Annotated in this window: 13 protein-coding genes and 1 rRNA gene; 6 read left to right on the forward strand and 8 right to left on the reverse strand. The window is 37.3% G+C overall.

Going from position 1 to position 12,122, the window contains the following annotated elements; genetic code table 11:
• Nucleotides 1-196: ribosomal RNA gene (locus tag C568_RS0122985) — 16S ribosomal RNA — on the reverse strand; the annotation flags it as partial.
• 668 nt (nt 197-864) lie between these two features.
• Between C568_RS0122985 and C568_RS0122990 the strand changes: the two genes are divergently transcribed.
• Together C568_RS0122990 and C568_RS0122995 are read left to right on the forward strand one after the other, a co-directional pair.
• Nucleotides 865-1,545 (forward strand): MgtC/SapB family protein, encoded by a 681-nt coding sequence (locus C568_RS0122990; RefSeq protein ID WP_003201638.1) that lies wholly within the window; start codon nt 865-867, stop codon nt 1,543-1,545.
• 104 nt (nt 1,546-1,649) lie between these two features.
• Nucleotides 1,650-2,645 carry a potassium channel family protein gene (locus tag C568_RS0122995; RefSeq protein ID WP_018767505.1) on the forward strand — a complete coding sequence of 332 codons (996 nt, stop codon included), beginning with the start codon at nt 1,650-1,652 and terminating at the stop codon, nt 2,643-2,645.
• Here the strand turns inward: C568_RS0122995 and C568_RS0123000 are convergent.
• Complete coding sequence (locus C568_RS0123000; protein ID WP_018782835.1) at nt 2,635-3,045, reverse strand: YugN-like family protein; 411 nt, start codon at nt 3,043-3,045, stop codon at nt 2,635-2,637. The genes C568_RS0122995 and C568_RS0123000 overlap by 11 nt on opposite strands.
• Nucleotides 3,046-3,343: 298 nt before the next feature.
• On the reverse strand, nt 3,344-4,696 hold the full coding sequence (locus tag C568_RS0123005; RefSeq protein ID WP_003201635.1) for a glucose-6-phosphate isomerase: 1,353 nt from the start codon (nt 4,694-4,696) through the stop codon (nt 3,344-3,346).
• 355 nt (nt 4,697-5,051) lie between these two features.
• Between C568_RS0123005 and C568_RS0123010 the strand changes: the two genes are divergently transcribed.
• On the forward strand, nt 5,052-5,285 hold the full coding sequence (locus tag C568_RS0123010) for a DUF378 domain-containing protein (RefSeq protein ID WP_003201633.1): 234 nt from the start codon (nt 5,052-5,054) through the stop codon (nt 5,283-5,285).
• A 119-nt stretch (nt 5,286-5,404) separates the two neighbouring features.
• Here the strand turns inward: C568_RS0123010 and yugI are convergent, their stop codons facing one another.
• The 3 genes from yugI to C568_RS0123025 all read right to left on the reverse strand — a co-directional run bounded on the left by yugI (nt 5,405) and on the right by C568_RS0123025 (nt 7,739).
• Complete coding sequence (yugI, locus tag C568_RS0123015) at nt 5,405-5,749, reverse strand: S1 domain-containing post-transcriptional regulator GSP13 (RefSeq protein ID WP_018767503.1); 345 nt, start codon at nt 5,747-5,749, stop codon at nt 5,405-5,407.
• A gap of 305 nt (nt 5,750-6,054) precedes the next feature.
• Nucleotides 6,055-7,245 carry an aminotransferase gene (locus C568_RS0123020; protein WP_018782836.1) on the reverse strand — a complete coding sequence of 397 codons (1,191 nt, stop codon included), beginning with the start codon at nt 7,243-7,245 and terminating at the stop codon, nt 6,055-6,057.
• The gene (locus tag C568_RS0123025) at nt 7,242-7,739 is read right to left on the reverse strand and encodes an Lrp/AsnC family transcriptional regulator (RefSeq protein ID WP_003201624.1); all 498 of its coding nucleotides are present in this window, start codon (nt 7,737-7,739) and stop codon (nt 7,242-7,244) included. Before C568_RS0123025 ends, C568_RS0123020 begins: the two co-directional genes overlap by 4 nt.
• An 83-nt stretch (nt 7,740-7,822) precedes the next feature.
• Here C568_RS0123025 and C568_RS0123030 point away from each other — a divergent pair, with 83 nt between their 5' ends.
• Together C568_RS0123030 and C568_RS0123040 are read left to right on the forward strand one after the other, a co-directional pair.
• On the forward strand, nt 7,823-8,815 hold the full coding sequence (locus C568_RS0123030; RefSeq protein ID WP_029427658.1) for a 2-hydroxyacid dehydrogenase: 993 nt from the start codon (nt 7,823-7,825) through the stop codon (nt 8,813-8,815).
• 109 nt (nt 8,816-8,924) lie between these two features.
• Nucleotides 8,925-9,764 carry an alpha/beta fold hydrolase gene (locus C568_RS0123040; protein WP_006096364.1) on the forward strand — a complete coding sequence of 280 codons (840 nt, stop codon included), beginning with the start codon at nt 8,925-8,927 and terminating at the stop codon, nt 9,762-9,764.
• Between the two features lie 220 nt (nt 9,765-9,984).
• Here the strand turns inward: C568_RS0123040 and C568_RS0123045 are convergent, their stop codons facing one another.
• Nucleotides 9,985-10,236, reverse strand: coding sequence for a DUF1871 family protein (locus C568_RS0123045; RefSeq protein WP_003201618.1), 252 nt, complete (start codon nt 10,234-10,236; stop codon nt 9,985-9,987).
• A gap of 117 nt (nt 10,237-10,353) precedes the next feature.
• Here C568_RS0123045 and C568_RS0123050 point away from each other — a divergent pair, with 117 nt between their 5' ends.
• Nucleotides 10,354-11,505 (forward strand): MalY/PatB family protein, encoded by a 1,152-nt coding sequence (locus C568_RS0123050; RefSeq protein WP_003201616.1) that lies wholly within the window; start codon nt 10,354-10,356, stop codon nt 11,503-11,505.
• 35 nt (nt 11,506-11,540) lie between these two features.
• Here C568_RS0123050 and C568_RS0123055 read toward each other — a convergent pair whose 3' ends face one another.
• The gene (locus C568_RS0123055; RefSeq protein WP_018782838.1) at nt 11,541-12,080 is read right to left on the reverse strand and encodes a superoxide dismutase family protein; all 540 of its coding nucleotides are present in this window, start codon (nt 12,078-12,080) and stop codon (nt 11,541-11,543) included.
• Nucleotides 12,081-12,122: the final 42 nt, after the last annotated feature.

The raw sequence follows: 12,122 nt of genomic DNA on the forward strand, positions 1-12,122 counted from the left end.
ATGCGGTGCAAAATGTTATCCGGTATTAGCCCCGGTTTCCCGGAGTTATCCCAGTCTTATGGGCAGGTTACCCACGTGTTACTCACCCGTCCGCCGCTAACTTCATAAGAGCAAGCTCTTAATCCATTCGCTCGACTTGCATGTATTAGGCACGCCGCCAGCGTTCATCCTGAGCCAGGATCAAACTCTCCAATAAAGTTAGTTTGTCTAGCATCTAAAATAAAAATTGACGTTTCACGTTGTTTGTTTCGTTCAGTTTTCAAAGAACTCGTTTGCCGCTCATTTGCGACTTCCTTATGTTAACATCTTCGTTTTTCGATGTCAACTAAGTTTTTTAATTTCTTTTTTCGCTTTCTGCTGTTTCGCATCAGCGACGGTTATTAATATAGCATGTAGAAAAATGAAATGCAACACCCTTTTAAAACTTTTTATAAAAAATAGCCAAGTTTCTCTATTTACGTCATATAATTAATATAATATATATCCATTTTGATTTTCTAACATATAAATCATTGCTATTACAGAACAAGAAGTGACCTGCATTCGGTTCCTCTCTTTACTTTCACTTGGCATGGGGTTGGAAGAGGGGCTGACCGCTTCTATGCATGGATGGATTCTCTCTCCCACCTAAAAAAGGTTTGTGTCGGTTTTTCAATTTGTATTTATATAGAATATTCTTCTTTACATACAGCCTATCTTCCATCAACACAGTTTTTCTCTACATTTCAATTCGTCTCAACGCGTTTATAACTTCTTATCCATATTCTTTACAAAGATACAATTCACAACTTTATAAGATGAACTTTCTATTGATAGATTGTCATCACCACTACATCGAACAAACTTACAAGGAGGAATATACATATGGACTATACCGATTTACTAATCAAGTTAGGTCTCTCTGCTATTTTAGGATTTGCTATCGGTTTAGAACGTGAATTAAAAAGAAAACCACTTGGTTTAAAAACGTGCTTAGTCATTTCAATTATTAGCTGTCTCCTCACGATTGTTTCTATTAAATCAGCTTATAACTTACCTCATACAGATCATATCAACATGGATCCCCTTCGCCTTGCAGCTCAAATTGTATCTGGAATTGGTTTTTTAGGTGCCGGTGTTATTTTAAGAAGAGGAAATGACAGTATCGCAGGCTTAACTACCGCCGCTATGATTTGGGGAGCTTCCGGTATTGGAATCGCTGTGGGGGCTGGTTTTTATCTTGAAGCAATTTTCGGCATGTGTTTTCTTATGATTAGCGTCGAACTCATTCCATTAACAATGAAAGTTTTAGGTCCTAGGTCACTCCGGCAACGAGATATCGCTGTCAAACTTGTTGTAAGCAATATGAACAATATCCCTATTGTTATTGAAGAAATAAAAGCAATGGACATAAAAGTAAAAAACATGAAACTCAAAACATTAGAAAATGGTTCACACTTTTTACAACTAAAATTGTCTGTCGATCAAAAAAGACATACAGCTGACGTCTATTATGCGCTGCAACATTTAGAAAGTGTACAGCAAACGGAAGTTGAAAGTATGTAGTATTCCTTATGAACTACTGAAAAAACTCTCTTACAAAACAGAGAGTTTTTCTTTTTTTCATAATGGTAACAATGTAGCTATACAAAATGAGGAGGAATATAAGTTTGAAATCACGAGCTAACCTAGTAGATGTATTTCGCGACTCCATTATTTTCCGCTTAATTAGCTTCATTGTTGTACTTATTACTGTTTTTGGTTTTCTAATATATAAATTAGAACCCACTTACTTTTCTACATGGTTTGATGGAATCTGGTGGGCGCTTGTTACAACCTTTACTGTCGGTTACGGTGATTACGTTCCACATACACCTGCAGGAAAACTTACAGGCATGATTCTCATTTTATTAGGCACAGGTTTCTGCTCCTATTATATGGTATTATTCGCTACCGAAATGATTAGTAAGCAATATATGAAAATTAAAGGCGAAGAAGCTGCTTCTTGTCATGGTCATATGATTATTGTCGGCTGGAATGAGCGTGCAAAACAAGTCGTGAGCCAAATGCATGTGTTACAACCAGACCTTGATATCGTACTCATCGACGAAACCCTTTCCTTGCTTCCAAAGCCTTTCCATCACTTAGAGTTTATTAAAGGATGTCCACACCATGATCAAACTTTATTAAAAGCAAATATCAAAACAGCCCATACGATTTTAATAACGGCAGATAAAGAAAAAAATGAAAGCTTAGCTGACACACAATCAATTTTAAACATTTTAACTGCTAAAGGACTGAATCCAAATATTCACTGTATCGCTGAACTACTCACTTCTGAACAAGTTCAAAATGCAACTAGAGCGGGAGCGACAGAAATTATAGAAGGAAATAAATTAACAAGCTACGTCTTTACTGCATCTCTTTTATTCCCTTCTATTTCAGGTGTATTATTTACACTTTATAATGAAATCTCGGAAAGTAAATTGCAGCTGATGACTGTTCCTACATCTTATAGCGGAAAAACTTTCGAAGCTTGCAGTAGCCTCCTTTTAAAACAAGGCACCCTACTGCTAGGTGTACAGCGGAATGAACAATATCACATCAATCCCATTCATTCCTTCGTTACTATTGAAAGCGACGTATTTATCGTAATTAAACATTAATGAGATGCTTTTCCAACTCTTTTACTAATGCCTTTCCAATATCAATATATTTTCTTTTTATATTCCCATCTGCATCTTGTGGCTCTGCAAATTGATCTAATCCACTTGCTCCAGCTGCTAATGTATTTACCTGATCATCCAGTTCGTCTTGGTATACATGTGAAAGAAGATACGGTGTATCAAGGCGAACAACTACTCCTGGTACATCCAGCTCTCCTTCAACTGCTGTAAATGGTACTCTTAAAAATTGATACCCATCTTCCTCATCTACTTTATAATCGAAGCATCCTTTGTCGTAATCCCAATTGCCGCCGATACTATAACCAAGCGGTTTTAATACTTCTTCTAATTTAAAAAGGGCATATGTATGGCCTTCTAAATTTGATTGAATTGGAATCAAGCTATTCATCCTTCCTAGACTTTTTCCTTAGCATGCCCGATTCGTATTTGTTCTAATATCGATATATCGGCGATTCGACACAACTTATCGACTATTCAGCAACATTCGACAAGTCTCATCCCAATCTTTCCAATAAAAAAAGCTATCGGGACTATCCCGATAGCTTTTTTCGCTTTTCTTTGTCCAGCTACAGCAGCTAGAACCTCCGGTCATTTCGCTCTCTCGGTCGAAGTAAAAAACACTTCTTCGTCGAGAACTCCAATGCCTTGCGGTTCTGAGCAAGCCGCTTCCGCTTTTCTTACTTCAAACGTTCTTCTAATTCTGCTTTTAATTCTTCGAATCCTGGTTTTCCAAGAAGAGCAAACATGTTTTTCTTGTATGCTTCTACACCTGGTTGGTCAAATGGATTTACGCCTAATAGGTAACCGCTCATCGCACATGCCTTTTCGAAGAAGTATACAAGGTAACCGAATGTATATTCATTTAATTCTGGAATGTTTACGATTAAGTTTGGTACCCCGCCATCACTATGAGCTAGTAATGTACCTTCGTATGCTTTTGTGTTTACGAAGTCTACTGTTTCACCAGCAAGGTAGTTCAGACCATCTAAATCGTTCTCATCTAATTCAATTTTTAGTTCATGTGTAGATTTTCCTACTTTAAGAACTGTTTCAAATAAGTCACGACGTCCTTCTTGAATGTATTGACCTAATGAATGTAAATCAGTAGAGAAGTTTGCTGAAGATGGGAAAATTCCTTTTTGATCTTTCCCTTCACTTTCGCCAAATAGTTGTTTCCACCACTCAGCAAAATATTGAAGTGCTGGCTCATAGTTCACAAGCATTTCAATCGTTTTTCCTTTATTATATAGAGCATTACGTACAACTGCATATTGGTAAGCAGGGTTTTCTTCCAGCTCAGATTTTGCAAAGTCATCATGTCCGGCAGCTGCACCTTGCATCATCTCTTCAATATTTAAACCACTCACTGCAATTGGTAATAAACCAACTGGTGTTAATACAGAGAAACGACCGCCAACATCATCTGGAATTACGAATGTTTCGTATCCTTCTTCGTCAGCTAATGTTTTTAAAGCACCACGCGCTTTATCAGTTGTTGCATAAATACGTCTACGCGCTTCTTCTTTTCCATATTTCTCTTCTAACAATTTACGGAAAATACGGAATGCAATTGCAGGTTCTGTTGTTGTACCTGATTTGGAAATAACGTTAATGGAGAAATCTTTACCTTCTAATACATCCATTAAATCTTTCATATAAGTGGAGCTAATGTTTTGTCCAACAAATAGCACTTGTGGAGTTTTGCGTTGTTCTTTAGAAAGCGTATTGTAGAAAGAATGGTTTAACATTTCAATTGCTGCACGTGCTCCTAAGTAAGAACCACCAATACCTATAACAAGTAAAATGTCAGAGTCATTTTTAATTTTCTCTGCACTTTTTTGAATGCGAGCAAATTCTTCTTTATCATATTGAAGCGGAAGCTCTACCCACCCAAGGAAATCGTTCCCAGCTCCAGTTTTTTCATGGATTGCATGGTGTGATACTTTTACTGCATCACGTAAATAAGTTAGTTCTTGTTCACTGATGAACGATAACGCTTTAGAATAATCGAACGTCACATGTGTGCTCATTTTTTTCCCTCCAATTATGTATATGTATTTCTGTATTCACTTTAGCGAAACTGGGATTGTAAATCAAGCAATTGGAGAATTGTAAACGTAACCAATATGTATTTTTTAAAAAAAGTTCATTTTTCGCATAAAAATTCGTATTTTTAAGTATAGATGTATATACATCCTGTAATGGATATTTTTTGTGTATAAAAACAACAAAGGAGAGTCATTCTATAAGAGAGTTAAGTTGTAGAAGGTGCACTTCCATTTTCGGATTTCGCTTTATACCCACCAACCTCATATAGGTGGATTCTTACTACTCACGAAAACTAAAGGCATACTTATGCTTCAAATTTAAGGAGGATTACTCAAGATGAGTACTTTACAACGTATTGCTTTAGTATTCACTGTAATTGGTGCCGTCAACTGGGGACTAATTGGATTCTTTCAATTTGATTTAGTAGCAGCTATCTTCGGTGGGCAAAGTTCAGCACTTGCACGAATCATTTACGGTATCGTTGGTATTTCTGGGCTGATTAACCTTGGTTTATTATTTAAACCATCCGAAAATCTCGGAACACACCCAGAAACACGCGAAGTTCGATAATAAGCGAAGCACGGACTTCGCACTTCCCATCCGACATACGAATATGATTGCATGCAATCATATTTGCTAATATATATCATAATAAAATAAAAGAGAATCGCTAATTTAGCGACTCTCTTTTATTTTGTTAACTGTGATTCTTCAATCCACTCTGTTAACTTCTCGCGAAGCGTATTGAATCCTTTATCAGATGGATTTGGTACGATAATTCTTCCTTGCTTACGCTTTGCTGCCTTTAACGATAAACTCATTTTTCTGTGTTCTTCATCAATTGAAAGTACCTTTACTTCAACTATATCTCCAACCTTTAAAAAATCATGAATATCTTTTACATACCCATTTGTAATTTCAGATATATGCACAAGTCCTTGTGTTTCTTGATCCAATGCTACAAATGCACCGTAATCTTGAATTCCAGTTACTTTCCCTTTTACAACCACTCCTGTTGTGTATTGTTCTGACATATGAAACACTCCCATACGTTTACCAGTTTCCCTGCTATTTGCAGGTTGCAGTAAAAGTACCCACCTCAACATTTAAACGCATGTATACGCAAAGTGAGTAACTGCTCATAAATATCCAATTGGTGAAGACTCATTCTCAAGCGGAAAGAAATATCCCACTTGAGAAAAACTTCACTCTATATTAGTAAATTATACCACCAGCTCCCATTTCATTCAAAATTCATGAAAAAGTTTCCTTTAGTAAGTATAATTTTCAAATATTGGGATAGAATACTAACACATGGCTTTCTAGTATTCCCCCCCTTTTATGGACAAAACGTATTCTGTTTTGTCCTTTTTTTATTTTCTACAAATCGTTTCATTCGCTTCATGGCTTCCATTAATTGTTCAAGCGAAGTTGCATATGAACATCGAATAAACCCTTCACCGCTCTCACCAAACACACTTCCAGGTACAACTGCAACTTTTTCTTCTAGCAATAATTGTTCCGCAAATTCTGCTGAGGATAATCCTGTTGAAGAAATCGAAGGAAACACATAGAATGCTCCGCCTGGCACATGACACGTTAAGCCCATTTCATTAAACGATGTCGTCATAAAATTACGGCGCTTTTTATAACTTTCTCTCATTCGAATGACTTCATCATTTCCAAAACGAAGCGCTTCTAATGCTGCAAATTGTGACATCGTTGGTGCGCACATCATTGAATATTGATGAATTTTCAGCATCAACTCTGAAAAGTGGACAGGAGCCGCAATCATTCCAAGGCGCCATCCAGTCATCGCAAATCCTTTTGAAAATCCTGAAATTAAAATCGTATGATCACGCATATTTTTAATGCTCGCAAAACTCGTATAAGCCTCGTCATATACAAGCTCCGCATAAATTTCATCAGATAATACAATGAGATTATACTTTTCAACGATTACTGCTAACTTTTCTAATTCAGACTTGTTTAAAAGTGCTCCTGTTGGATTATTTGGAGAACAAAGTAAAATTGCTTTTGTTTTTGTTGTAATCGCTGCTTCAATTTGCTCCGACTGTACTTTAAATGCATCCTCTAATGAAGTTGCTACCAGAACTGGCACTCCTCCAGCTAATGTAACAAGTGGGCCATATGATACAAAGCTCGGTTCAATGATGATCACTTCGTCGCCAGGATTTACAATAGCGCGCATCGCAACATCTAACGCTTGGCTCGCTCCAACTGTAACAATAATTTCTTCATCTGCATTATAGGAAACATGAAATTGCTTTTGAAGATACTTTGCTATTTCTTGACGTAACTCCAATAATCCTGCATTCGCAGTATATGCTGTGTATCCTTCTTCTAACGAACGAATACATGCCTGTCTCACATGCCATGGTGTAACAAAATCCGGCTCTCCCACCCCTAGTGAAATAACACCTTTCATACCTGCCGCTAAGTCAAAAAACTTACGGATACCGGATGGTTGTAAAGATTCTGCTGCTCTTGATAGTTCAAACTGCTTCATGGTGCCACCACAATCCGTTTATCGTCATCAGTTTTGTCATAAATAAGTCCCTCATGTTTATATTTTTTCAAAATAAAATGTGTTGTTGTTGACACAACTGATTCAATTGTTGCTAACTTTTCAGAAACAAAACTTGCCACTTCACTCATACTTTTTCCTTCCAACGTAATAGAAAGGTCGTATGTCCCTGACATTAAATAAACCGATTTCACTTCTGAATAACGGTAAATTTGTTCTGCAACAGAATCAAAGCCAACACCGTGCTTCGGTGTAACTTTCACATCAATCATAGCTGTTAAACCGCTATGTTCTTTTACTTTTGTCCAATCTATATGTGTAACATAATCAACAATGATTTTTTCTCTTTCTAATTTCTCAACCATTTCTTTTACTGCTTCTACTTTTATATTTAACATTTTTGCTAAAGTTTCTACGGATAAACGACTACTTTTTTCAAGACAAGCTAATAATTCTAATTCTTTTTCAGTCACCATATTCTTCATCCTTCCTTTTGTTTGTTTTTAAATTATACAGACACCTTTTTATGTTTGAAAAGAAGATTTTTTTAGAGAATTATGTGAAAATGAAAAAGAAAGGGGCGGAAACCGTGAAACCAAAAGTATATATCGCTGAACGCGTTCCAAAATTTGTAGAAACATATCTCTCCGAGCATTGTGAATATGAAAAATGGGATAGTAGTGAAAAGATTCCTCGTGAAGTTCTATTAGAAAAAATAAAAGATAAACATGGCTTGCTTAACTTTGGGACAAAAATCAACGAAGAGTTATTGCGAGCAGCTCCTCACTTAAAAGTTGTGAGCAACATTTCTGTTGGCTATGATAACTTTGATTTAGAATCGATGCAGGGCAGAAACGTGATTGGAACAAATACTCCATATGTATTAGATGATACAGTGGCCGATCTTGTTTTCGCTCTTATGCTATCAGCCGGACGACGCGTATGTGAGCTTGATTCTTATGTAAAAGACGGTAATTGGAATGCCGAAATTACAAAAAAGCACTTCGGACTGGATGTGCATCATAGTACAATTGGGATTATTGGAATGGGGCGAATTGGAGAAGCTGTTGCCAAGCGCGCAAAATTTGGATTTGATATGAATGTCCTTTATTATAATCGGCGTCGTAAGGAAGAAGCCGAACAAAAATTTGATGCCGCGTACTGTGATTTACACACACTACTAAAGCAATCTGATTTCATTGTTCTTTTAACGCCATTAACAGAAGAAACATATCAGCTCATTGGAGAAAAGGAATTTTCATTAATGAAAGAAACAGCTATTTTCATTAATGCTTCCCGCGGGAAAACAGTTGATGAACCTGCATTAATCGACGCACTGAAACAAAAGAAAATCTTTGCAGCAGGTATCGATACATTTACACAGGAACCGGTCGAAAAAGATAATCCGTTATTATCTTTAACAAACGTCGTTACGCTGCCGCACATCGGATCTGCGACATTAAAGACAAGACACCAAATGGCAATGACTGCTGCAGAAAATTTAGTTGCAGGGTTACAAGGAAAAACACCGCCTAATATTGTACGAGGATAACACTTAGCACTGAAAAAGGTAGGATGGACCCCCATCTTGCCTTTTTTTGTTAACATAAATCTTTTTCTACTAGGAGATGATATGAAAAAAATCAATGGAGTGAAAGAAAATGAAACATGAGCTAGAGCATCCCTACTTCACTTTTTCCACTCGCGGCACTACTGTTCATTACGAATTGTATGAACACCAGAGTAATGAGGAAAAACCAACTTTTGTACTCGTTCACGGTTTTCTCTCATCCTCATTTAGTTACCGACGACTTATCCCACTGCTTGCAAAAGAAGGAACGGTTGTCGCACTTGATTTACCACCGTTCGGAAAAAGTGATAAGTCCAACCAATTTATATATTCCTATCATAATTTAGCAACTATAATTATCGATTTAATGGAACACTTAGCACTCCAAAACATTGTGCTAGTCGGTCATTCAATGGGCGGACAAATCTCACTCTATGTGAATCGCATACGTCCTGATTTAATTACAAAAACAATCTTACTATGTAGCTCAAGCTACTTAACACGAGCAAAGTTTCCGCTCATCTACTCTTCCTATTTACCGTTCTTTCATTTATACGTAAAAAATTGGATTATAAGAAGAGGCATCGTTCATAATTTAATGAATGTCGTTCATGACCACTCTTTAATTGATGATGAAATGATGGAAGGGTACGCTGCTCCCTTTTATGATAACCGCATTTTCCCTGCTTTAACGCGAATGATCCGGGACCGAGAAGGAGATTTATCATCAGCTGAATTACGAAAGATCGAGACCCCAACCTTACTCATTTGGGGTGAAAAAGACCGCGTTGTTCCTGTTCATGTCGGGCACCGGCTACACAAAGACTTGCCAAACTCTACATTTATTTCATACGAAAATACAGGACACTTGCTACCAGAGGAAAAGCCAGAACATGTATATGAAGAAATCATAGCATTTTCAGCACAATAGTATTCATATACACATCAGCGCTTTTTAAAATATATCGGCGCTTCGACACAACATATCAACCATTCTAAAAGGTACGATATAAAGTGAAACTTTATTCAGTGGAAGGTCTTCATCCCCGATCTAATTTCTTTGCTTTCGCTGAATTTTGAGGTGGGAGTGCTACTGCCAGTTAATGCGGGATAAACTTCCTACTAAAAAAGCTGTCGGAACTTCCGACAGCCTACAATGAACAACTTCCGCCTTCTTTTAATACGAGTAATTCCTGTGCTAATTTCTCGCATTTTTCAATAGCTGGTACTTCTTCAAACGACATAAAATAAATATGCTGTATTTTTTTTGCAATATATTTCGGATCGTCAAACGCACTTACCACGTACACAACATCGCTTGCTTCTGTTTCATAAAATTCCGGTCCCATTTGAAAAGGATCCCAATTCTTCACCATTTCCACCATCTTTTCATATGCGCCCATCTACTTCCCGCCTTTTCCTATTTTTCACTCTTTTCTTTATCGTATCACATCAGCTATTCTAGAAGAAGGGAGGAACTTTCACAAAATTATAGATTCAAGTAGAAGGGAGCAAAAAAGATGCAGCAATTTCATAAAACTGTAAACCGCCGGGGAACACATAGTGTAAAGTGGGATACATATAAGAATGAAGAATTGTTACACGCATGGATTGCAGATATGGATTTCCCTATTCCAGAGCCAATTCAATCTGCACTGCAAAAACGCCTTGGGCATCCTATTTTCGGATATACAATGCCACCTGAAGAAATAACAGATATTATTTGTCGTTGGACAAAAAGTGCATACAATTGGGATATAAAAGAAGAATGGATTGTATTTAGTTCAGGTATCGTTCCTGCTCTTAGCACTAGTGTACAGGCTTTCACAACTGAAAATGATGCCGTACTTGTACAACCACCTATTTATCCCCCATTCTTTGACATGGTCACAAAAAATAACCGTCATGTATGGGAAAGTCCATTACTTTTACAGGGCGGCACATACACAATGGATTTTGAACATTTGGAAACACAGTTTCAGCAAGGTGTAAAACTTATGTTTCTTTGTAGTCCACACAACCCGGTTGGTCGCGTTTGGACAAAAGACGAGCTTACAAAACTCGGCACGCTATGTGAACAATATAATGTAACCGTTATCTCAGATGAAATTCATGCAGACCTTATTTTCTCAGGTCATACACACACGCCATTTGCTTCATTGTCAAAACAATTAGCAGCGCGTACAATCACTTGCATGGCGCCAAGTAAAACATTTAATATCGCAGGCTTACAAGCATCTATTATTATTATTCCTGACAAAAAACTTCGAAATGCCTTTACAGCTGTGCAACACCGTCAAGGCTTTCATGGGTTAAATACATTTGCTTATGTAGCAATGCAAAGCGCCTATACAGAGTGTAACGATTGGCTAGCAGAAATGCGTTTATATATAGAAGAAAATGCCCGATTTGCTTGTGAATTTATCAAGCAGCATATCCCTACCCTTTCCGTTATTCAATCAGAAGGTACTTTTTTACTATGGGTCGACTGTTCTCGCCTTGACCTATCTCAAAAAGAACGAACAAAACAGCTTGAAGAAAACGGGAAAATTATCGTTGAACCAGGTGAAAAATACGGAGCAGGTGGAGAACAACATATTCGGATTAACATCGGCTGTTCAAGAAGACAACTTGAAGAAATACTACATAGACTTAAGTGTGCATTTTCATAATTAACTGAAAAAAGCTACCCTTTCAAAGGTAGCTTCTACTTTTTCTTAGCGGCTGCCTTTTCTACAATGACGCCACAAGCAATTCGATTCCCTGAATTTCCAGCAGGTTGCGTCATACCATCATCAGGCTTTTCCGTAATAATGATAGACGCACCATCTTTTCGATGCAGCGTTGTTTTCCCTTCTTGAAGTGATACATGAGGCGCTTCAATCTCCGCCTTAATCTTTCCTGTATTATCCGCAATAACATTCGGCAAATCACCATTCTCTGCACCTTTTGGATTCATAAGTCCATGTTTCTTTTTCTTCTCTAAATTAAAATGATTACCAGCTGATATAAAACGCGGTGCTTTACACTCTCCAATTTCATGAATATGTAATCCATGTACACCTGGCGAAAATCCTTCTGCCTTAATGGATATTTTCACACCACTTGTTTGCTGCTTCACTTTTGCTGTTCCAACTTTATCACCAGAAGCATTATATAATTTCACATCGATTTCTTTCGGATTTCCTTTATCACAACCTGCCATAAGAAACAGCAAACAACACCCGAATAAAAGCTGCTTTTTCATCACAATTCCCTCCAGAATACATTCTGCCCTTAGATTGTCCGA

Origin of the sequence: Bacillus sp. 95MFCvi2.1 (genome assembly GCF_000374965.1) — a bacterium.
In the GTDB taxonomy this organism is placed as follows: domain Bacteria; phylum Bacillota; class Bacilli; order Bacillales; family Bacillaceae_G; genus Bacillus_A; species Bacillus_A pseudomycoides.